Source organism: Tetragenococcus solitarius NBRC 100494, from assembly GCF_001544195.1.
Lineage (GTDB): Bacteria > Bacillota > Bacilli > Lactobacillales > Enterococcaceae > Tetragenococcus > Tetragenococcus solitarius.
In genome coordinates, this window is sequence record NZ_BCPY01000024.1 from 1 (window position 1) to 22665 (window position 22665).

The 22665-nt window shown below is 37.1% G+C and carries 23 protein-coding genes and 1 rRNA gene; 10 read left to right on the forward strand and 14 right to left on the reverse strand.

Annotated features, from left to right (window positions below):
• The 3 genes from TS1_RS12665 to TS1_RS07790 all read right to left on the reverse strand — a co-directional run.
• Positions 1 to 227: ribosomal RNA gene (locus tag TS1_RS12665) — 16S ribosomal RNA — on the reverse strand; the annotation flags it as partial.
• A 482-nt stretch (positions 228 to 709) separates the two neighbouring features.
• Positions 710 to 1072, reverse strand: coding sequence for a hypothetical protein (locus TS1_RS07785; protein ID WP_169792363.1), 363 nt, complete (start codon positions 1070 to 1072; stop codon positions 710 to 712).
• Positions 1073 to 1129: 57 nt separating this feature from the next.
• Positions 1130 to 1516, reverse strand: a complete 387-nt coding sequence (locus TS1_RS07790) for a CvfD/Ygs/GSP13 family RNA-binding post-transcriptional regulator (RefSeq protein WP_068709522.1) — start codon at positions 1514 to 1516, stop codon at positions 1130 to 1132.
• A gap of 85 nt (positions 1517 to 1601) precedes the next feature.
• On the opposite strand from TS1_RS07790, the gene TS1_RS07795 reads away from it, so the two are divergent.
• Entirely contained in the window at positions 1602 to 2765 is a 1164-nt protein-coding gene (locus TS1_RS07795) for a MalY/PatB family protein (protein ID WP_068709524.1), read from the forward strand.
• Positions 2766 to 2821: 56 nt separating this feature from the next.
• Here TS1_RS07795 and TS1_RS07800 read toward each other — a convergent pair whose 3' ends face one another.
• Positions 2822 to 3409, reverse strand: a complete 588-nt coding sequence (locus TS1_RS07800; RefSeq protein WP_068709526.1) for a peptidylprolyl isomerase — start codon at positions 3407 to 3409, stop codon at positions 2822 to 2824.
• 135 nt (positions 3410 to 3544) lie between these two features.
• Here TS1_RS07800 and TS1_RS07805 point away from each other — a divergent pair, with 135 nt between their 5' ends.
• The 3 genes from TS1_RS07805 (at position 3545) to TS1_RS07815 (ending at position 6566) form a co-directional block, all read left to right on the forward strand.
• Positions 3545 to 4525: an NAD(P)/FAD-dependent oxidoreductase gene (locus TS1_RS07805; RefSeq protein ID WP_068709528.1), complete on the forward strand. Its 981-nt coding sequence runs from the start codon at positions 3545 to 3547 to the stop codon at positions 4523 to 4525.
• Between the two features lie 12 nt (positions 4526 to 4537).
• Entirely contained in the window at positions 4538 to 5047 is a 510-nt protein-coding gene (locus TS1_RS07810; protein WP_068709530.1) for a phosphatidylglycerophosphatase A family protein, read from the forward strand.
• Between the two features lie 154 nt (positions 5048 to 5201).
• On the forward strand, positions 5202 to 6566 hold the full coding sequence (locus TS1_RS07815) for an MFS transporter (protein ID WP_068709532.1): 1365 nt from the start codon (positions 5202 to 5204) through the stop codon (positions 6564 to 6566).
• Positions 6567 to 6626: 60 nt separating this feature from the next.
• Here the strand turns inward: TS1_RS07815 and TS1_RS07820 are convergent, their stop codons facing one another.
• Genes TS1_RS07820 through TS1_RS07830 form a run of 3 tightly spaced genes read right to left on the reverse strand, consistent with a single transcriptional unit; the run spans position 6627 to position 9387 of the window.
• Positions 6627 to 7622 carry a FecCD family ABC transporter permease gene (locus TS1_RS07820; protein ID WP_068709534.1) on the reverse strand — a complete coding sequence of 332 codons (996 nt, stop codon included), beginning with the start codon at positions 7620 to 7622 and terminating at the stop codon, positions 6627 to 6629.
• The gene (locus tag TS1_RS07825; RefSeq protein WP_157061648.1) at positions 7619 to 8599 is read right to left on the reverse strand and encodes a FecCD family ABC transporter permease; all 981 of its coding nucleotides are present in this window, start codon (positions 8597 to 8599) and stop codon (positions 7619 to 7621) included. The genes TS1_RS07820 and TS1_RS07825 overlap by 4 nt, the downstream gene beginning before the upstream one ends.
• A gap of 2 nt (positions 8600 to 8601) precedes the next feature.
• A complete protein-coding gene (locus TS1_RS07830) occupies positions 8602 to 9387 on the reverse strand; it encodes an ABC transporter ATP-binding protein (protein WP_068709536.1) in 786 nt (261 codons plus the stop codon).
• 165 nt (positions 9388 to 9552) lie between these two features.
• Between TS1_RS07830 and TS1_RS07835 the strand changes: the two genes are divergently transcribed.
• The gene (locus TS1_RS07835; RefSeq protein WP_068709538.1) at positions 9553 to 10479 is read left to right on the forward strand and encodes an ABC transporter substrate-binding protein; all 927 of its coding nucleotides are present in this window, start codon (positions 9553 to 9555) and stop codon (positions 10477 to 10479) included.
• A 170-nt stretch (positions 10480 to 10649) separates the two neighbouring features.
• On the opposite strand, the gene TS1_RS07840 is transcribed toward TS1_RS07835, so the two are convergent.
• The 5 genes from TS1_RS07840 to TS1_RS07860 form a co-directional block, all read right to left on the reverse strand.
• Positions 10650 to 11330, reverse strand: coding sequence for a ribulose-phosphate 3-epimerase (locus TS1_RS07840; protein ID WP_068709540.1), 681 nt, complete (start codon positions 11328 to 11330; stop codon positions 10650 to 10652).
• A gap of 36 nt (positions 11331 to 11366) precedes the next feature.
• Positions 11367 to 12275 (reverse strand): ROK family protein, encoded by a 909-nt coding sequence (locus TS1_RS07845; protein ID WP_068709542.1) that lies wholly within the window; start codon positions 12273 to 12275, stop codon positions 11367 to 11369.
• A gap of 11 nt (positions 12276 to 12286) precedes the next feature.
• A complete protein-coding gene (locus tag TS1_RS07850) occupies positions 12287 to 13717 on the reverse strand; it encodes a 6-phospho-beta-glucosidase (RefSeq protein WP_068709544.1) in 1431 nt (476 codons plus the stop codon).
• Positions 13718 to 13735: 18 nt separating this feature from the next.
• Positions 13736 to 15052 (reverse strand): PTS sugar transporter subunit IIC, encoded by a 1317-nt coding sequence (locus TS1_RS07855; protein ID WP_068709590.1) that lies wholly within the window; start codon positions 15050 to 15052, stop codon positions 13736 to 13738.
• A 161-nt stretch (positions 15053 to 15213) separates the two neighbouring features.
• On the reverse strand, positions 15214 to 15954 hold the full coding sequence (locus TS1_RS07860; protein ID WP_068709546.1) for a MurR/RpiR family transcriptional regulator: 741 nt from the start codon (positions 15952 to 15954) through the stop codon (positions 15214 to 15216).
• Positions 15955 to 16026: 72 nt separating this feature from the next.
• On the opposite strand from TS1_RS07860, the gene TS1_RS07865 reads away from it, so the two are divergent.
• The 5 genes from TS1_RS07865 to TS1_RS07885 all read left to right on the forward strand — a co-directional run bounded on the left by TS1_RS07865 (position 16027) and on the right by TS1_RS07885 (position 21223).
• A complete protein-coding gene (locus TS1_RS07865; RefSeq protein ID WP_068709548.1) occupies positions 16027 to 16920 on the forward strand; it encodes a LysR family transcriptional regulator in 894 nt (297 codons plus the stop codon).
• A gap of 69 nt (positions 16921 to 16989) precedes the next feature.
• Positions 16990 to 18468 carry a UbiD family decarboxylase gene (locus TS1_RS07870; protein WP_068709550.1) on the forward strand — a complete coding sequence of 493 codons (1479 nt, stop codon included), beginning with the start codon at positions 16990 to 16992 and terminating at the stop codon, positions 18466 to 18468.
• Positions 18469 to 18488: 20 nt separating this feature from the next.
• Positions 18489 to 19079, forward strand: coding sequence for a UbiX family flavin prenyltransferase (locus tag TS1_RS07875; RefSeq protein WP_068709552.1), 591 nt, complete (start codon positions 18489 to 18491; stop codon positions 19077 to 19079).
• Positions 19069 to 19467 (forward strand): prenylated flavin chaperone LpdD, encoded by a 399-nt coding sequence (lpdD, locus tag TS1_RS07880; RefSeq protein WP_068709554.1) that lies wholly within the window; start codon positions 19069 to 19071, stop codon positions 19465 to 19467. Before TS1_RS07875 ends, lpdD begins: the two co-directional genes overlap by 11 nt.
• A 418-nt stretch (positions 19468 to 19885) precedes the next feature.
• Entirely contained in the window at positions 19886 to 21223 is a 1338-nt protein-coding gene (locus TS1_RS07885) for a uracil-xanthine permease family protein (protein WP_068709556.1), read from the forward strand.
• A 94-nt stretch (positions 21224 to 21317) separates the two neighbouring features.
• Here the strand turns inward: TS1_RS07885 and TS1_RS07890 are convergent, their stop codons facing one another.
• Entirely contained in the window at positions 21318 to 21962 is a 645-nt protein-coding gene (locus TS1_RS07890) for an HAD family hydrolase (protein ID WP_407701893.1), read from the reverse strand.
• 5 nt (positions 21963 to 21967) lie between these two features.
• On the reverse strand, positions 21968 to 22642 hold the full coding sequence (locus tag TS1_RS07895; RefSeq protein WP_068709560.1) for a fructose-6-phosphate aldolase: 675 nt from the start codon (positions 22640 to 22642) through the stop codon (positions 21968 to 21970).
• Positions 22643 to 22665: the final 23 nt, after the last annotated feature.

Consider the following 22665-nt stretch of genomic DNA (forward strand, 5'->3'; position numbering starts at 1 on the left):
AAAAAAGCGCCTTTCAGCTTTCTTTCAGGTGAAAAAAAGCCCTATGCGGTATTAGCACCTGTTTCCAAGTGTTATCCCCCGCTGATGGATAGGTTCCCCACGTGTTACTCACCCGTCCGCCACTCCGCACGCTTGTCCACCGAAGTGGGCAAGCGGCAGCGTTCGACTTGCATGTATTAGGCACGCCGCCAGCGTTCGTCCTGAGCCAGGATCAAACTCTCATCTTGAATTTGATCGATCAACACCGTTGATCTTACTGAGCTCTTCAACTTTTTGCTCGCGTGTTGTTCGCGTTGTTGCTTGTATCTTGCTTCCTTGAAGAAGCGCCCTACACATTGGTTCGTTTGCTTGCTTTGTTCAGTTTTCAAAGGTCTACTGCATAACTTTCAGTTGCCGTAGCAACTTTTATATCTTACCAATTCGGCAAGTTTTTGTCAATAACTTTTTTTAAAGTTTTTATCACCACAAATTTAACATAAGAAAATTTGCGACCTAGCTATTTTAGCACTTCACTAAAATAACGTCAATAACTTTTTATCATTCTCAGTTATCCATCATTAGATGAACAACCGACCGAAATTAATTTACCACGAAATTTATTTTATATCAATAAAAAATAAAAAATTTTTTTAATTATTCATACCGCTAAGCATGAACTACTTTTTGCTTCTAATTCATAAAGGCAAGTTCCTACAACACATCTGAAACCTCAGAAAAAAGGCATCCCTTCAATTTCCATGTCTTGAATAATTCCTCGAAATGTTTGTGCTTTTGCCCAATAGTATTCTTTGGGCAATTCTGTGTGCTGCTTACTTTCTTGTGTTTCAAAAACAAATAAAGGAACGTTTGTATTGTTGACTTGTCCATTGGTTAATTCAACTAGGTGGATATTTTCGATATCAAGATTTACTTCTTTTTTTAAAAGTTGAAGAATATTTGCTAATCCTGTTTGCTCATTTGAAAATTCCGTAAATGCCAAAACAGGCGTATCATCTTTTTGTCTTATCAAGAACTGTTTTGTTCCATCTTCTAAATGTAAAATTACTGTACCAGCAACTTTTTTGTCACTCAACTCTTTCATCTTGATTCACCCTCCCTTTTTCACAGCACTATATATTTTACCATGGATTTATTTACTTTGTGAAGTCCTCCTATTTGAGAGCATCTCCATTGCTTCATCAATCCATTGGGGTAAGTATCTGTCAATCGATTGAAAACCGATTTGTTTATTTTTATCCGTAAAGTAACGCTTTCTATGGTAAGGTGGACGAATAAATTGTCTTTCAAGTGTTCGTCTTGAAAGGCTAATTTTTTTAGTATATTCATCAATATCAATGATTTGTACTTGTACTTTGTCGCCAACTTTTACAACATCATGTATATCTTTAGTAAAACCAGACTGGATTTCGGATATGTGGATTAACCCTTGTGTATTTTCATCTAAGGAAACAAAAGCACCATAACTTTGAATGCCAGTGACTGTTCCTTGTAAAATTTCTCCAATTTTATAATTCATCTCTTTCCCTCTTTTCACAAAATTTATTATACTAGTAAATAGAAGAAAAATGAAGTAGATAGATATTATTAAAGGAGGAAACGAAATGAGCCAATTTGATCAAGTGATCGACCGTAAGAAAACCCAAAGCGTGAAATGGGATACTTTAGAAAAAAACTACCACCAAAAAGATTTATTGCCGATGTGGGTGGCTGATATGGACTTTAAAGCACCAGAAGCTGTTCGTTCAGCTTTCAATTCTTACTTAGAAAAAGGAGTATTCGGTTACTCTATTGTTCCTGATTCTTTATATGATGCAATTATTTCCTGGCAAAAAACTCGCCACCACTTTGCTATAAAAAAAGAGGAAATCTTATTTAATAGTGGAGTCGTTCCAAGTCTCGCTCTTAGTGTACAAGCTTATACAGATCCTGGCGACGCGGTATTAATTCATGATCCTGTCTATCCACCCTTTGCCCAAGTTGTTGAAGATAACAACCGTAAACTTGTGCGCAGCAATCTTTTCACCGATGACAAATTTATGATGGATTACGACAATATGGAACGCTTAATTCAAGAAGAAGACGTGAAATTATTTATTTTATGTAATCCTCATAATCCAGGCGGTCGCGTCTGGAGTAAAAAAGAATTGCAAGATGTGGGCAACCTTTGTAGAAAATACCATGTTACTGTAGTCAGCGACGAAATTCACCAAGATATTGTTTATCAACCAGAAACATTTACAACCTTTCAAAATGCAGATCCTTCTTTTAAAGATTTTTCAATTGTGTTAACAGCTGCTACCAAAACTTTTAATTTAGCTGGAATTAAAAATTCAATGGTCTTTATTAAAGATGATAAATTACGACAGGCATTTGAAAAAATTCAAAAGAAAAATCATCAAGATGACATTAATACTTTTGGTATGATAGGAACCCAAGCTGCTTATGAAGGTGGAAAAGAGTGGTTAGAGGAACTTTTGACTTATTTAAAAGAGAATGTTGAGATAACCTACCAATTCTTTCAAAGTGAACTTCCCAATGTAAAAGTCAGCAAACCAGAAGCTACTTATCTCATGTGGTTAGACTTTTCTTTCTATCAATTAACGGACAAGCAGTTAGAAAAAAAAATAATTAATGAGGCAAAAGTGGTCCTAAATCCGGGTATTTCTTATGGAGAAAAGGGCAGCCAACATATGCGAATCAATATTGCCTGTCCACGCTCTACTTTAAAAGAAGGCCTGCAAAGAATTGCAGCTGCTTTTAAATAAATAAAAATATAGGCGCCCAATGTAAAAAGCAAAAATTTACATCCGACGCCTGTTTTTTATTCTTTTATTTCAATTTTTTGAATCACAATTTCATCTACTGGACGATCTTGAGGATCTGTTTGCACACTTTCGATAGTATCGACGACATCCATTCCGTCAATCACTTGACCAAAAACAGTATGGCGGAAATCAAGCCAAGGTGTTCCGCCGCCTTTATAAGCTTCAATAATTTCGGCAGGGTAACCAGCTTCTTGCATTTGCCCTACCATATTTTCTGGTATATTTTTATTTGTCACAATAAAAAATTGGCTGCCATTTGTGTTAGGTCCCGCATTAGCCATGGACAAAGCACCGCGTAAATTAAATAATTCGCTACTAAATTCATCTTCAAACTTATCCCCATAGATGCTTTCTCCACCCATACCGCTGCCGGTTGGGTCGCCACCTTGAATCATAAAATCTGGAATGATCCGATGAAAAATCACCCCATCGTAATATTGCTGTTTTGCCAGTTCAACAAAATTTTTCACCGTTTTAGGTGCTTTTTGTTCAAATAATTGTAATGTAACGGCGCCTTTATTCGTTTGGATCACCGCTTGCGGACCTGTTTGTTCTGTTAAATGTAGTTGTGGAAACTCCGTCAAAAAAATTCCTCCTTAAAAAACGATAATTGCTCTTTTATCATAGCAGAAAAAAATAAGAATGCCAGGTCTTAATTTCTTTGTTATAATACATTTAACTGTAAAAAACCAGTAAGTTCTATATAAAGGAGCTGCAAAATGGATATATATGATATCACAATCGTAGGCGCCGGTCCCGCAGGGATGTTTGCCGCTTTTTATGCCGGTATGCGTAATGCAAAGACCAAAATCATTGATACTCTGCCCAAATTAGGCGGGCAACTGACCACTCTTTATCCTGAAAAATACATTTACGATATTCCGGGATTTCCTAAAATAAAAGCGGATGAATTAGCCCAAAATTTAGAAAAACAACTCACGATGTTTAACCATCGTTATTGCTTAGAAGAAGAAGTGATTAAATTAAATTATCACGAAGACTTGATTGAAGTGGTCACCAACCAACGTAGTCATTATTCCAAAGCGGTGATTTTAGCTTTAGGCAATGGTTCATTTCAACCACGCAAGTTACGCATCGAACAAGCTGAAACTTTTGAAAATAAGGGAATCGATTATTTTATCTCAGACCTTATGAAATATGCCGGCAAAAAAGTAGCTATCGCAGGCGGTGGCGATTCGGCAGTGGATTGGGCATTGATGTTAGAATCTATTGCCAAAGAAGTCTCTATTATTCATCGACGCAACCAATTTCGAGCCCACGAGCATAGTTTGGAGCGTTTAAAAAATTCATCTGTGCAAATTTTAACGCCTTATATTATTAAAGAAGTAGCAGGAGAAAACCATCTAGACAGCCTACGATTACAAGTAGCCAAAAGTGATGAAACGGTAGACTTAGCTGTTGATTATTTAGTTGTCAATTACGGTTTTTCAACAAACTTAGACTTGAAAGATTGGCAGATAAACAGTAACCGCCGTGGTATTCCAGTCAATTCAGATATGAAAAGTTCAAGAGAAGGTGTTTATTGCTGTGGAGATATCACACAATATGATGGAAAAGTAGATCTCATTGCCACGGGTTTTGGTGAAGCACCTACAGCTGTCAACAACGCACTACATTACATTGATCCGAAAAATCGAACACAGCCTATGCATTCATCAAGTCTTTTCCAACAACGGTAAGGAGGTTTATTTATGGTATTAGAAACAAAAACTTTAGAAGAAAAAGCACGGCAATTATTGAAAGAACGCGGGGTTTCTGTGGTTGATATTGCTAAATTAGTGATGTATTTACAAAAAGATTATATTCCAGGCTTAACATTAGAAAACTGCGTCGAAAGTGTCGATGCGGTCTTATCGAAAAGAGAAGTACACAATGCTATTTTGACCGGCATTCAATTGGACATTCTAGCAGAAGAAGATCAACTATCCCAGCCTCTACAAGAAATTGTTGCTCAAGATGAAGGGCTTTATGGGATTGATGAGATCCTGGCGCTGTCTATTGTCAATGTCTATGGTTCCATCGGTTTTACCAACTATGGCTATATCGACAAGGTAAAACCGGGGATTTTACAAATGTTAAATGATCATGAGGGACCGCGCGTACACACTTTTTTAGATGATATTGTCGGAGCAATTGCTGCTTCAGGCGCGAGCCGTCTAGCTCACCAATACCCAGACAGAGCTGACGATTTGATGCATTAACATTTTTGCTTGACCTAAAACAAAAACCCTTTTATAATATTTTTGAACTAATCGTACAGATAACACGTATCTATTGCGTGTCGATAAAGAGGCGGTTTCTATTAATTTAGAAGCAGTCTCTTTTTTAATGATTTTTTAAAGGAGTATACGCAAAATGGAAAAAGCAAAGATTCGTTTACTACCCGCAGTTTTAGCTGCAGGCATCATGTCATTTTCAGGGGTCTTGATTGAAACCGCAATGAATGTCACCTTTCCCACCCTTATTAAAGAATTTAGTATCTCTACTTCGACTGTCCAATGGGTGACGACTATTTATTTATTAGTCATTTCTATTATGGTTCCTTTTTCAAATTATTTAATTAAAAACTTTTCTATTCGAAAATTATTTATCATTGCCAACCTCTTTTTTATTGCAGGACTCATTACTGACTTTGTTTCACCCACATTTATTATTCTACTTTTGGGACGTATCTTACAAGGGATTAGTACCGGAATTGCTCTGCCGCTGATGTTCCATATTATTTTAACTTTTACTCCCATACAAAAACGCGGCGGTATGATGGGTGTAGGTACACTTACCACTTCGATTGCACCAGCGATTGGACCTACTTATGGTGGCCTGTTAACTTCCATTTTATCTTGGCATTATATCTTTTTATTTTTAATTCCTATTTTACTGCTATCTCTTTGTCTTGGCCTTTATGCCATTCCTGAGATTCAAGTTGAAAAAAGCAGCTTTCTTGATGTTATCAGTCTTTTGGGCATTGGACTATTATTTAGCGGCTTATTAGTTTTCTTAAATCAGATAGGAACCTTAAATAGTTTGATTCCCCTACTTATCGGCTTGGCTGGTTTAGCTATTTTCTTACATCAAGCTGCTAAAACAAGCCAACCTCTAGTAAAAATTGATGTATTAAAAAATAAAGTATTTGTCTTGTTCTTATGTGGTTTTCTTGTTTGTCAGTTTCTTCTTTTAGGAATTTCCTTTGTCTTACCAAATTTTGTACAAATTGTTTCCGGAGAAAATGCTTTTGTTGCAGGCCTAGTAATGCTGCCTGGTGCAGCGATTGGTGCTATTTTGGCCCCAATTTCTGGGCGGGTATTAGATAAATATGGTGCTAAGAGGCCTGTTTTAATAGGACTATCCTTAGCTGCGATCGGCTGGATTGCTCTGACAATCTTACTAAATATTCCTACATTATTAGGTTTTGTCATAGCCCATGTATTTTATATGTTTGGTATCGGTTTTTCTTACAGTAACATGATGACCAGCGGAATGAACCTTTTGACTCAAGAAGAATACGGAGACGGTAATACACTCTTTAACACTTTGCAACAATTTTCTGGCGCCGCTGCTACTTCTATTGTGGCAAGCGTGATTAATATTTTCCAACAAAACAGTGATGATTATCTCAAAGGAACGACACTGGGCTCACAAGTAGCCATGATTATCTTACTTGCTTTACTTTTAATGATTATATTGGCTTGTTTGCGCCATTTTCGTTCGACCAATAAATAAACAATAAAAGGATGCCTCTTTTGATTGAGAAGGCACCCTTTTTGTTCTATATATGACATTTTATTCCATACTTACTTCATCATTTTTTAATAGGCGGAATATAAAGTAAGGCGCTCCTATAATCGACACAACAATCCCTGCCGCCATTTCTCCGTTGGTTAAAAGAATACGTCCTAAGATATCACTATATAATAACAGCAAGCTGCCGGTAAAAATAGCAATGAATATCGCATGGTTATTTCTACGCTTGACAATATTTTTAGCTAAATGGGGGGCAATTAAACCAATAAAACTAATACTTCCAGCCACAGACACACTTACAGCAGCCAACACGATTGCGCTGATTAAGAAAAAAAGCTGCTTTTTCTTCAATGAAACGCCTAATCCGACAGCTTCTTCGTCTCCTAAATCAATCAGCTCTAAGCTTTTTCCTTCGTAGAAAATAATAGGTAGCAAAAGAAGTAACCAAGGCAAAAGAAGCAGCACATGATTCCAAGTGGTTCCCCAGATCGTGCCAGCTAACCACGAAGTGACAAAACGATAGCTATCTTGCGAGACACGAATGGTTCCAACAAAAGTTAAGGCTGAAATCCCCGCGTTTACTGCTATACCCGACAATAATAGACGATTAGGATTAAAGTTTTCTTTTTGCTTACTACAAAAATAAACCAGAAAAGCCGCTAAAAAACTCCCCAAACAAGCAACAATCGGTAGTAGACGACTGCTTGTTTGGGTCGTAAAAAAACCCAAATAAAGCAAAACAGTGAACCCAGCACCCGCGTTAATTCCTAAAATCCCCGGATCGGCTAAATCGTTATGCGTCATCGATTGAAACAAATAGCCAGATACAGCTAAACCAGCACCCGCTAAAATAGCAATTAAAGTGCGAGGCAACCGAAAATCAAACACCACCAACTGTTGGGTACTTGTTCCGCGACCTATTAGGACAGCTGAGAGTTCTTTAACCGATAAAGAAATTGTCCCAATCGAAAGGCTTAGCCCTATTCCCACAATTAATAAAATACTAAGCAAAAACCAAACTCTTCCTTTTCTCATAACTCTCCCTTCCTGATTTGAAGCAAAAGCAGCGGTGCCCCAATTAAAGTAATAACAACACCCACTGGAGTTTCTAGAGGCGGTGCGATTAAACGCGCACTGAGATCCGCTACCACAAAAAATAGCGCACCAAACAAAGTAGCCGCGGGTATCACTAAGCGGTAATCGTGCCCTACAAAAAAACGTACAATATGTGGAATAATTAATCCCAAAAAGCTAATTGTTCCCACTAATGAAACCGCTGTGCCGGCTAAAAGTAAGACACAAAACATCAATTTCTGTCGAATCTTTTGCGGGTCTTTGCCTAAAGATATAACGGTATCATCGCCCATACTTAATAAAGTTACTTGTCTGCGCATTTGCCATGAACCAATTATTCCCAGGACCATCACAGGAACAGCTATTTTAATTTGTGTCCAGTTGACGTTGCTGCTGCCGCCAACAAACCAAAAAGTAAGTGCTTGGTTTAAATTAAATAATAAACGGATAGCTTGACTTAAAGCTGTAAAAAACGCACCAATAGCTGCTCCTAAGAGGACCATATGAATTGAAGAACGCGAAAAAGCCTTTTGACTAGAGGCTAAATAAATGATAGCTAAAGCCATAGCGGCTCCGGTAAAAGAAGCTAAAATCGCTATCATTGGATGAGGTGTTCTGAAAAAAACAAAGGCAAGTGCTAAACCTAAACCAGCTCCAGCATTTATTCCTAAAAGACCAGAGTCTGCCACTGGATTATGGGTAATCCCCTGCATTACGGCACCTGAATTAGCAAAAGCAGCACCGACAAGTAGGCAAGCAAGCACACGCGGGATACGTAAATAATAAATCAGCTGGTGTGTTTGATTCCCCCTATCAAAATGTAATAATGAATCAGTTAACTCACGCCAGGAACTTTCCACTGCACCATACTTTAAAGAACAAAACATTGCTACAATCAATAAAGAGCCTGTTACTAGAAAAAATATTTTTGTCTTCATGATCAACTTCTCACTAAATCATATGAAAGAATGACGGGTTTTTGACTTTTTTCCGAAAAAACCACTTCAGGTCGAATATCAAACAATTCTAACAAATGTTGGGAGGTGAATGTCTCTTGCGGACTTCCTTGAAATAACAACCGTCCTTGTCTTAGCCCTATCACATGATCAGAAAATTGGGCAGCATGATTTAAATCGTGAATTGTCATCAAGATTGTTTTTCCTTGACGATTAATATCTTCCAATAGGTAAAGAATTTCTAACTGATGAGCTGGATCCAAAGAAGAGATTGGCTCATCTAAAATGAGAATATCTGTATCCTGCGCCAGAGCCATCGCAATCCAAACACGCTGTTGTTGCCCGCCAGACAAAGTATTAAGCGTTCTTTTTTTTAATGCTAACAAACCAGTGGCTTCCAGGGCCCATTGAATCCATTCATGATCTCTTTTTTGCAAACCAGCAAACCCTTTTTGATAAGGAAAGCGTCCATAAGCGACAATTTCTGCCACACTTAAACCAGTAACTGCCTTATTTCTTTGTGATAGAGTCGCTATTTTTTGTGCGACGTATTTGGTATCTAAGCGGTTAATATCTTCGCCGTCGATCTGTACATTTCCCTTGTTAGGCGTTAAAATCCGCGCTAAAACTTTGAGTAGTGTGGTTTTTCCGCTACCATTAGGACCGATCAAACTTGTGATTTTTTTCCCAGGAATTTTAACAGTTAAGTCAGCTAAGATAGTCTTTTTTTCATAGCCGCATGAAAGCTCAGCTGTTGCTAAATTCACCATAACATCTACTCCTTTGTAATGATAATCATTCTCAATTATCTCCTTTTATTGAACGTACGTCAACCTTTATCACACTATTTTTGTGAAAAAAGTTCATTGACTTTGACTCGTGAGTTTGGGATAATGCTAACTGAGAATGATTATCATTTATAAAAGGAGAACACCATGTTAAAAAAGATTATAACAGGAACAATCATATGTCTAGCCCTACCTATTTTAGTTTCTTGTGAAAGCGCAAACTCGACGGATGATTCCGCTTCAAATACACGAACCTTAACGGATGCGCAAGGTCATAAGGTTGAAATTCCCGATAACCCACAACGAATTATTGCTCCTTATCTAGAAGATTATCTAATCGCTTTGGATGAAAAGCCTCTGGCTCAGTGGACTGTAGGACAGGGAAAAGTTCAAGAATATCTGCAAGAAGACTTAAAAGATCTTCCTACCATTAACTTTGACTTGCCTTATGAAGATGTATTGGACTTTGAACCCGATTTATTATTAATTGAATCTGACGCCATGGTTGAAGGTGGTAAGTATGAGGAATATGAGAAAATCGCTCCAACCTATGTTGTAAAAAATGAAACAAACGTGAGTTGGGAAGAGACTTTAGAAGACGTGGGCAAAGTTTTTAATAAACAAGATAAAGCTCAAACCGTGAAAGAAGACTATCAAAAAGCAGTCGAAAATGGGAAAGAAAAGCTACAAGACAAAATAAAAGGAAAATCGGCCGCTGTTATTTGGGTGACCAATAATTCTGCTTTTATGGTAGCGCAAGGTCGTTCAAGCGGTCGTTTGCTTTATGAGGACTTAGGGTTTGAAATTCCTAAATTAACCAAAGAAATTTCTGAAGATGCCCAAGCGGACTGGGAACAAGTTTCTTTAGAAAGCCTGTCACAATTAGATTCTGACTACCTTTTCTTAGTTAATAGTGACCAAAGTGCTGCCATGTTTGATGACCCTCTTTGGGAGAATATTCCTGCCGTAGAGAATAACCAATTATTTGAATTTGGTCCAGAAAGCAGTTGGTTATATAATGGACCGATCGCTTATAACCAAATGCTTGAAGATGTGAAAAATTCATTGAAATAAATAAATAAACGTTGACGTCTTATCTGAAAAGGCATCAACGTTTTTTAGCGGTGACTTTCTATTTAGCCAAAATCCGTTTTAAAACGATTGAAACTAATACAATTAAGTTCAATCTGTGTTTTCAATTATGCTCACTTATTCTTAGTTATTAATCAAACAACGATATCCGCTTATTTATAAGCGTCAATCGCTTGTCGAATTTTTTGAATGCGCTTTTGATAATCATTTGTACTACGCCCGTTGCCTTGAAATAAAGCTGAAGTTCCTAAAACAAAGATATCAGGCATAGTCCCTTTCATCCATGAAATCGTCTGCGCATTAATATTGCCATCGACTTCAATCAATGGCGCAATATTTCGTTTGTTTAAGATGTTTTTTAGTTCACGTAATTTATTTAAAGTATCTTTGCGAAAACTCTGACCAGAAAACCCGGTGGGAACAGTCATCAGTAAGATTTGGTCTACTTCCGCAATATACGGCAGAATATCTTTTAAAGGGGTGGCTGGATTTAATGCTAAAGAAGGTTTAATCCCATAGCTTTTCAAACGATTGATCAAAAGAATAGGGTTTGCTGCTGCTTCAATATGAAAAGAGATTGTTTCAGGTTGTAAGAAACGGAACATTTCAATATACTTTTCCGGCAGCTCAGTCGCTAAATGAATATCAAAAGGCAGGTGAGTTTGTCTCTGTACATTTGCCATCCATTCAGGCCCTAAAGCCAAATTGTCCACAAAGACGCCGTCCATAACATCTAAATGTAATAGGTCACAATCAGTTTTTTCTAAGCACTCTAATTCTGTTTGCACATTTAACATATCCGCACACATAATCGAAGCTGCGATCTTTTCCAATCCTATTCTCTCCTTTTTTAAGTATGTCTATCCTCTTTAATCAGCTTTATCCAACTCCATTTTTACGCTGTACACTGCACCAATAATTCCGGCTTCATTTCCAAATTCTGCCGGCACAATCTTCGGAAAATCCATATCGACAAGCGCTCCGTGTTCTCTTTGAAGCTGTTCATACGCCAGACGCAAATACTTTAAAAACGTTCGGTTGGCACTAATCCCGCCGCCTATTACCACAAGTGCAGGATCAAATGCAACTGCGACATTCAAAATGCCTTGAGCTAATTTGCGATGAAATTTTTCTAACACTGTCTGTGCTAAATACTCTCCGTTTTCGGCTCGTTCATAGATAATACGTGCATCCGTTATTTCTTCTTCAGATTTTACATTATAAATCCGCAATAAACCAATGACTGTGGCTGCTTGATAGTTCATCGTACTTAAGTTTAAGTCATCTTGATTATCATCTAGTAACATCCAACCGAATTCACCGGAACGAGCATGGGCACCACGATAAATTTCATTATTAACAACAAGACATCCGCCAATACCTGTTCCAATAACTAAACTAATATAATTAGCTACCCCTTGGGCCGCACCACCCCATTTTTCTGCGATTGAAGCCGCATTAGCGTCATTTTCCGCATGAACAAATAAACCCGTGCGCTGACTAATTTCTTCTTTAATGTTCACGCCATAAAGACACTTAACCGCACCTGCAGTGGTCAAATAGCCGTTTGTTTCGACAACCCCAGGCACTGATATACCTACAGCCTCCACATTATAGTCTGCTTGATAATTTATAATTACTTGAGCCATTTTATCTATAATTGTTTTTTTGTCTTGCGGCGTAGAAAAATTCTCTCTTTCATAAATTTCTCCCTGTTTATCTAGTAGCCCAATTTTAATTGAGCTGCCTCCAATATCAACTCCTGCGTAATAATGCACTTTATCCTCTCCTACAATTTTGAACCATTTGATTTAATCACATCACGATACCAGTAAAAGGAATCTTTGCGAAAACGCTCTTGACTCCCATTTCCATAATCATCTTGATCAACATAAATAAAGCCATATCGTTTACTCATCTGTCCCGTACTTGCCGAAATCAAGTCAATACACCCCCAAGGAGTGTAACCAATTAAAGGGATTCCATCATCCAACACTGCTTTTTTCATTTGCAAGATATGTTCTTTTAAATAATTAATACGATTGTAATCATGGATCCTATTTTCTTTCGTCTTTTGGTCAATCGCACCTAATCCATTTTCAACAATAAATAGTGGTAAGTGGTAACGATCATTAAGCCAATTTAAAGCATAACGTAATCCAATTGGGTCGATTTGCCAACCCCACTCACTTTTTTTAACATAAGGATTTGAGACACGATCTTCGTTTTCATTATAATCGATATGATCAGTATATTCTACCGCAAAAGACATATAGTAACTAAGCCCAATATAGTCCACTGTTCCACTTCTTAAGTCACGCAAATCTTGTTCAGTGATATCCATATCAAAATTATTTTTTTTAAAATAACGACATAACCACTCAGGATAGTCACCCTTAGCATGTACATCCGAAAACCATAAACGTGTTTGCATCGCACGCTGCGCAACTAATATATCCTCTGGTCTTGCAGTTAATGGATAAATAGGACACATTGCAATCATGCTGCCTATTTGTATCGTTGGATCAATATTATGACCCGCCTGTACTGCCTGGCTGCTAGCTACCAGCTCATAATGGGCTGCCTGATACATCAATTGTTCACGATTCTCATTTGCTTGTGGAACCAAACCTGAGTCACTATAAAGTGCTCCATCATTTTCATAATCAGTTTGATTGTTAATTTCATTAAACGTCATCCAATAGTGAACTTTTGTGTGATATCGCTCAAAACAAGTTTTGGCAAATCGCACAAAAAATTCAATTAGCCTACGGTCACGCCAGCCACCGTATTTTTTTACTAAATGAATTGGCATTTCAAAGTGCGATAAGGTCACAACTGGTTGAATGCCATATTTTAAACATTCGTCAAACAGATCATCATAAAATTGTAAACCAGCTTCATTAGGAACTTTTTCGTCTCCTTTAGGGAAAATACGTGCCCAAGCAATGGAGGTCCGAAAACATTCAAAACCCATTTCGGCAAATAATTTAATATCTTCAGGATAACGATGGTAAAAATCGATTGCCTCATGATTAGGATAATAGCGATTTTTTTCAATCGTTGAAGTAATTGTTCGTGGATTTTCACTATCGCCTAATGTATAAAAGTCTGCGATACTCAATCCTTTTCCGCCTTGGTTGTAACCACCCTCTAATTGATGCGCCGCAACTGCTCCACCCCATAAAAACCCTTTGGGAAATGCTCTTTGGTCTACCACTTTACTACCTCCCTTTAGTTACGCATGGCCTTCTTTTTCTGCCACCCGATTAGCCGCAATTACAAACGGCATATAAATGAATACCGAAATAACCAGACAAAGAATTCCCATGACCAATCCGATCCAATTCCCACCGGTCCCTAAAAACGGTGCTAAAGGACCCGGTGTTGTCCAGGTAAGTCCATAAGCCGGCGTAGGAATAATGTTGATAATATTTGTCACAAAGTAACCGACCCAAATATTTACAACAGGCGTCAATATAAATGGAATAGCTAGTATCGGATTTAATACGATTGGAAGTCCGAAAATCAAAGGCTCATTGATATTAAATAAGCCTGGAATTAAGCCCAACTTCGCTACTTCACGATAGTCCTTTCTTTTGGAAACCCACAAAATAGCAATGATTAAACCTAATGTCATTCCACTACCGCCCATATTAGCAAAAACATCATTCATATTTCCCCAAGTGGCCGAAAAAGGAACACCCCACGCCGTACCATTTGCATTAATAAATGATTGATTACTCAAATCAGCTTCAGTAAAAATTACTGAACGTAAAGCATTCAAAGTATTCGGGCCATGAATTCCAACTAACCATAACAATTCTTGAACAATAGCAAGCAAAGTAACTGTAAAAATATTTACGCCAAATTTACGCAGTGGTGTTTGTATCGAATCATAAATGATTTGATTGATTCCTTCAGGCGCAAATAATGAAACTAAATGATTTAAAATTGCTGCTAGCATAATAACAAGAACAATCGGAATTAATCCATTAAAAGAGCGTGAAACTGCTGGTGGTACCATATCAGGCATTTTGATTTGCAATTTTTTTATTTTAAATAAGCGCGGTAAAAATTCTCCCACTAAAGCACCAATCAGCATTGCTACAAATAATCCTTGAGCTCCAAGAAAAGTGGTCGGTAAATATTGTACATCTCCTTGTTCCATAGCGGGGGTATAAAAAATCATGAATACAGCAATGGAAGTCATACCGGTTAGCAGCTCGTCACCCTTAAAATGTTTTGCCAATATGGAAGCCACTAAATACGCGATAAAGATCGATAGAATATCTAACGTACCTGTTGTTACCGAATTTAACCAACTTTGCATATCGGAAAGATTGAGAAAAATAGCAGACAAATGCAAAACTTGGGCAACAAATCCATCTTCAGAAAAAATAAGTCCGTTAATTAAAATAACGATAGATGCTGCCATAGTTATCGGAAAAGTGTACATAAATGAATCACGAATAGCTGCTACATGTCGTTGTTCATTGAGCTTAGCTGCAAAAGGAACAATGCTTCTTTCCATGAAGTTATTAAACTTCTCCATCATCAAAAACCACTCCTTGTTTATTTTTTACTAACATAAGACAGTTTAGTAAAGCGCATACAAAACTACAAGGGCGTATTTTGATTTAGGATCAGCTAATAAAAAAAGGAATTTGTACCCTATTAAGTACAGGGTGTACCCATTCCTTTTCTGCAACATTCTTATTGTAATAAGTGTCGTACTCTTAGTAACAAATTCTCAATTAAATAAGTAGCCGGAACTTGCGTTGTCATGTCGTAAAAGTGATGGATACGTTCTTCGTTGGTTTTATAGCTCAAATTATAATGACACATTTTAGCTAATGAACTTTCTAAATTGCCAGTGATTGAAACCAATGTATTATCAATGTTGTTCACAAAATCGTTTAATAAACCAATAATTTCAGGGGTTCTTCCTGATACTGAAAAAGTAATTAGTACATTATTAGTAGTATTTTGTAACTGCGCAGATAGTGGATAGAAAGGATCTTTAATACAAAACGAATTGATCCCAATTGCAGCAGTTTGACGCGAAGCATATTCCGCTAAAGCTGCCGATGAACCCATACCAACATAAATAACCATATCTGCATTAATTATTTTATCTGCAACCACCATCAATTTTTCATAGATGTCCTGTGGAAAATTTTCTTTCATGATAAAATGAAGCGAAAGGCTTTGATCAGATTGTTCTTTTTGCTGATCTAGTTTGGCTGAATGCAGTGAAACTTTGAATTCTGTAAAACTATTAAAACCTAGTTTATGAACAAAACGCATGACTGAAGTATTTGATACATGTGCTTCCTTGGCAATATCACGTACACGCATATAGGCTGTTTTTTCAATGTCATTGGCTACAAAACGATAAATAGTTAATTCTGTTTCAGTCAGCTGATCAAAATTTTTGAACCCAAAAAATCCCATTATTTTTCTCCTTGTTATTTAGTCTCTACTTCTTATTTTAGCAAATTTTAAAAAGAAAGGACATGTGTTGAAATGGACCTAGCTAAGTTCAAAGTTTTCTTAGACCTAACAGAAACCAAAAATTATTCCAAAACAGCTGAGCGTCTCTATACTACTCAAGGCAATATCTCTAAACAAATTATTGCGCTAGAAAAAGAATTAGACACTTCTTTATTTATCCGTTCACATCGTCAAATCGAACTAACAGAAGAAGCCAAATTAATTTTACCTTATGCCAAAACCATCGTTTCTCAGCAACAAACGCTTTTACAAACACTGCAAGATTATCAACAGAAAAAAGCAGCTACACTACGTATTTTGACCATACCCACGATGGCAAATTACTGGGCATTCAATCAGGTGACAATCTTTATGAAACAACATCCTGAATTTGATATTCAGCTAAAAGAAGGAGAAGGAAATGAACTAATCCCTTTTCTAGATACAGGCGAGAATCATTTAATTTTTCTACGTACTTTTCAAAAAGAAAAGCAGCATTTTGATACTCTGTTTACTGAAAAAGATCACTTTGTCGCCGTCTTAAGTAAAAAACATCCATTAGCAAGGTATTCTGAACTTGACTTAGCTCAATTACAACAAGAAAAATTTTTAATGCTCAGTAAAGAAACAAAAACTTATCAACCAGTTATCGAGCTCTGCCGACAAGTAGGTTTTACTCCAAATATTTCGTTTGAAACGTCTAGAATCGAGCTGTTATTAAGCATGGTCGCTAGTGAATTAGGCATTACCATTGTCATGGAAAAAACGATTGATAATCGTTGGAAAAACGATCTAGCTATTATTCCAATCACGCCTAACAAGACAAGTTATCTAGCTTTTGTCCGCAGTAAGGAAAAGGGAAATCTGGTAGCCGATACTTTCTGGCAATTTTTACAAGATCGACTAAGTCATTCCGATTTGGAATAAGTAAGTCTAAAAGTTGAATTGCTCCTATGTCTTCTAAGGATTATGCTGGAAATAAAGGAGCGATAAATTATGAAAGATCAACCTTATGATTTGCGCAAGGTATTAGAAGAATTAAAACAATATCCTGATCAATATCATGAAACCGAAAAAACGATCGATCCAAATGCTGATCTATCTGGCGTCTATCGTTATATTGGCGCAGGTGGTACCGTGATGCGACCAACACAAGAAGGCCCTGCGATGACTTTTAACAATATCAAAGGATTTCCTAACACGCGAGTTTCTATTGGAACGATGGCCAGTCGGCAACGTGTAGGAAAAATTTTGCACCACGATTATAAGACTTTAGGAAAATTACTTTATGAATCAGTAGAACATCCTGTTAAGCCTATTAAAGTAGACAAAGAACAAGCACCAGCGCAAGAAGTCGTCCATTTAGCAACTGATGAGGATTTTGATATCCGTAAAATTTTGCCTGCACCCACTAATACACCAGAAGACGCAGGACCTTATATCACAATGGGCGTTGTCTTAGGCTCTGACCCAGACAAGACAATGACCGATGTCACCATCCATCGTATGGTATTAGAAGATAAAGACACGATTGGCATGTACATTATGCCAGGTGGACGTCATATTGGTCATTTCCAAAAACAATTTGAAGCTGAAAATAAACCAATGCCTATCACTATCAATATTGGACTAGATCCGGCCATTGCAATTGGAACAACCTTTGAACCACCTACCACGCCACTTGGGTATAATGAATTATGGGTAGCTGGTGCTTTACGCGATGAACCTGTTCAGTTAGTGAATGCCGCTTCCGTCAATGAAGTTGGCATTGCGCGCAGTGAGTTTATTATTGAAGCCGAAATTTTGCCCAATCAAACCATGCAAGAAGATATTAATACCAATACAGGTAAAGCGATGCCCGAATTTCCTGGTTACAATGGCGATGCTAACCCAGCTGTTAATGTGGTGAAAGTAAAAGCTGTGACCCATCGAAAAGACCGTCCGATTATGCAAACGACAATCGGACCTAGCGAAGAACATGTCTCCATGGCAGGTATCCCGACAGAAGCAAGTATCATTGGCTTAGTTGACAAAGCAATTCCAGGTAAAGTTTTAAATGTTTACAACCCTCCTGCTGGTGGCGGGAAATTAATGACCATCATGCAAATCAAAAAAGAAAATGAAGCAGATGAAGGCATCCAACGCCAAGCAGCTATTTTAGCCCTATCTGCTTTTAAAGAGCTAAAAACAGTGATACTCGTCGATGAAGATGTGGATATTTTTGACATGAACGACGTGATGTGGACCTTAAACACACGTTTTCAAGGAGATAAAGATATTATAGTTCTTCCTGGTATGCGTAATCATCCGCTCGATCCATCGGAACGACCAGAATATAATCCTGGAACTATTCGTTTTAAGGGAATGAGCGCTAAAACAATTCTTGATGGTACCGTTCCTTTTGACATGAAAGATCAATTTCAACGCGCGTCATTTAAAGAAATGCCTAATTGGCAAGACTACCTAAACGATTAAAATTAAGAGAGAAATAAACTATGGAAAAAAGAAAGAAAAAAATTATTATCGGTATTACGGGTGCTTCCGGCACTGCTTATGCTATTGATTTAGTCAAACAATTGCAAAAAGATCCAGAAATTGAAACGCATGGCGTAATTAGTTCTTGGGCCAAACAAAATTTAAAAATCGAATCTGAACTTTCTTTACGCGAATTAGAAAGCTTATTTGATTATTCTTACTCAGCGAATAATATGAGCGCTCTAATTGCCAGTGGTTCTTATTTGGTCGATGCGATGGTTGTGGTACCTGCTAGCATGAAGACTGTTTCAGCCATTGCTTACGGTTTTGGTGATAATTTAATCGCTCGTGCTGCCGACGTGGTTCTAAAAGAACAAAAGAAACTGATCGTTGTTCCTAGAGAAACACCTTTAAGTACGATTCATTTAGAAAACTTGACAAAACTTTCTAAAATGGGAGTACAAATTATCCCACCAATTCCAGCGTTTTATAATCAGCCGCAAACAATTAATGATATTATCAACCATCAAACAATGAAATTACTAGATGCACTGGGAATTGATAATCAACTGGACCAACGTTGGAAAGGAAATGAGCATCATGTTCGATAAATCTTTCCAAATAACTGCTGCCGGTTTTACCATGTTATTAGAACTAAAAATCATCAGCAAAGATTTATTGATCACAGTAACTGGCGGTGATACTCCTCATATTGGCACAATTACTACGGTTACCCAAGAATCGATAGGCCAAACTATCCGATTCCCTAGCCACAATGGCAGATATCACAAAGATAATGTCCTAGCAGAAGCTATTGCCCACATCATTCAGCCAAATTTACCGGGCAATTGTATCATCACTGCAGGTGTCCATATTAACGGTATTAACCAAGAACAAATCGATGCTTCATTTACAATGGCAAAATATTTAGCAGAACAGCTGAAAAGTTGGTTACAAGAAACTCATTTTGATGCGAGTGATCCTATTTATAAAAAATAAATCTTCAAAATTTATTATCTTTATTTAAGGACTATTGGCTCCATCTATAAGCTATTTAGGCTAATTAAGGAAATAAAACATAAATTTGCATTTCCTGGGTTGTATCACACAGAAAAAAATTTTTATATTTTTTAGAATCAAACAGTTTCTTTCTTATCAATAAGAGGAAAATGTTTGATTCTTTTTTATAACTTGTTCCTTATAAAAATGTTAACGCCTTAAAGACAAACATTCTTTGCAAATTTTCAAGTTAAATTGGAATTTCTATTGAAAATTGAATGGTATAAAACATAAAATGAAGGCAGAAGTTCGTCTTTTAAATAACAGTAGGAAATTTACATTGATTTAGCACTTTTTCAGCAGTCTTAAAAACACAATTTCCTACTGTTTCTAATTTTATACAAAGGAGCGAGAATACGTGAATCAAAATGATCAGTTACCCGAAGTGGATGAGAAACTTCCCTTAAGACAAAACTTACTTTTAGGTCTGCAGCATACAGTGATTGCGGTTTTAGCTGCTATCCCTGTCCCCTTGTTAATAGCCACAAATGTTGGCTTATCTCCAGAACAAACGCGTTTTTTTATTAATGCCGTCATTTTTGGTGCTGGGTTATCTAGTTTATTAATGGCACTGAATATTATCCCCAAAACAAGTCCAAGAATTCCGATGGTCATGGGCGCAAACTTTGCGGTAGTACCGATCGCAAGTACAACATTAAATGACGCTCCTAACATTGAAACAGGCTTTCAAATTATTGCTGGTTCAACAATGATTGTGGCGGTTCTTTGTTTTTTAGCTGCCCCCTTTTGGATTAAACTCCAACGCTTCTTCCCGCCTGTTGTGGTTGGAACAAACTTAATCGTACTTGGTGTTTCTTTATTACCCAACACCTTTCATTGGTTAATGGGCGACAAGGCTTACGATTTAACTGAAAGTATAGATTCGAAAACTTTGCTGATGGCTTTAGCAATTTTTGTTTTTCATGTCATTATCAGCAAGTACTTTAAAGGCTTATTAGGGAATTTAACCATCCTTATTTCGTTGGTCTTTGGCACACTCTTAGCCTTAGCTCTAGGAATGGTAGATTTTTCTCCAGTACAAGAAGCCCCTTGGTTTGGTTTAAATTTACCTTTTCATTATGGAATTCCTAAATTCGACATGCCCGCTACCTTATCCTTTTTAATCGCCATCATTTTAGGGATGGTTGAAATTTCGGGCACAGCAATGGGGATTCATGATATTGTCGATAAAAAGATGACAAAATCCCAATTTCGTCGCGTCTTACAATCTTTAGGAATCGCTACATTCGTATCAGGTTTATTTAACAGCGTGCAACCAACAGCTTTTGTGCAAAACGTCGGTATTTTGGATCTGTCCAAAGTTAAAAGTCGTTTTGCAATCGCTACTGCTGGTTTTATGCTTGTCTTCATCGGTTTTATTCCAAAGTTTTCTGCGTTAATTTCAGCCATTCCAGACCCAGTATTAGGTGGATTAGGCTTTGCGATTTTTGGTATTATTATTGGCAGCGGCATTAATATTTTGAAACAAGTAAGTTTTGAAGGAAACCAAAATATGTTGATTATCGGATTAAGCGTTGGTATTTGTATGTTACCTTCTGTCTACCCTAACTTTTATGCTAACTTTCCTGCAGTTGTACAAAATATTTTTGGTAGTGGCATCCTAGCTGGTTCTTTAACAGCCATTACGTTAAATCTATTTTTCAATTTTAAAGAAATAAAAAATAGCACGAAGTAATGATTTAAGTTACAGATCGTTTTCTGATAAAAAATAGCAATCTATCATCCGAAAATGCCCTTTGGATGATAGATTGCTATTTTACTATTTATTTTCATTGAAATTGTTTCGCGTCAATCTCGCGAAAGTCTGTTACAATCTCATCTGCACAAGACAAATCTTGCTTTGGATAATCCGGATTGGCAAACCCAATGCAATACATGCCGGCAGCTTTAGCAGCTCGTGATCCATTTTTCGTATCTTCAATCACGACACAATCATCAGAAGCAGCGTCAAGTAAATCTGCCGTATGTAAAAAAACATCTGGCGCTGGTTTGGAATGGGGCACCTCTTCTGCACTAACAGCTTGGCTGAAATAAGTGTCCAATCCTAATTCCTTCAAATTATAAATGATTTCTTCTTTACGCGAAGCAGAGGCTACTCCTAATTTAAAACCAGCTTGATATAAACGCTTGATCAAATCTTTTACATTGGCAATCAGCTGCACACCATCTTTTTGAATAATTTCTTCACGACGCCGATTCATTTCCATAACATATTCATTTACTGCTTTGGGCAAATGAAATTCATCTTTCATGCTTTGCCACATAAAATCAGGCGTTGTCCCCATAAATTGATAGTGATAACTATCCGGAACATCATGCCCTTCTTCATGAAGGATATCTGATTTTGATTTAAAATAAGTATACTCAGAATCAACGATTACGCCATCCATATCAAATATAAAAGTATTCATAATTTCTCCTAAAGTTCATAAATTTTTTCAGTAGCAAACGTTTCTCGCCAGTCATCATGAAAATCAGTCACAGCTTTTTGGATCGCAGGCATTGTTAAAGCTTGCTCGAAAATATCGGGACTTGCTGTAATCGCTTGTGCACCGTTCCTGCAAGCTTGATTCACCTGATTGACGTTTTTAAAACTTGCTGCCAATATTTCAGTTGGTGAAGAAGACCTTTTGATTTCTTCGGCCATTGCATAGATCACATCAGCCGCATTGATATTTAAATTTTCCATCCGATTATAATAAGGAGCCAAATAGTCAGCCCCTGCAGCAATCGCTAAATAAGCTTGAAATTCCGTATAAATTGCTGTAGCAGTGACCTTAAATTCCTTACTCTTTAATGATTTTATTGCCGCTAAACCTTCTTCATTTACTGGAATCTTTATAAAAGTTTCTTTGCCCAAATGATCCACAATATCTTGTGCGTCTTTTTCAATCTCTTCTTGTAGTTTACCGACGACTTGTACATGTAAATCTGCCGAGCCAATGATTTCTTTGATTTTTTTCAAATGCGCATAAAAATCAATTTTTCCTTCTTTTTTAATAATCGAAGGGTTTGAAGTTACACCCGCTAAAGGCAAAATAGATTGATAGTAACGAATTTTATCAAGGTTGACTGTATCTAACATAAATTTCATTGAATCTCTCTCCTTATAATTTT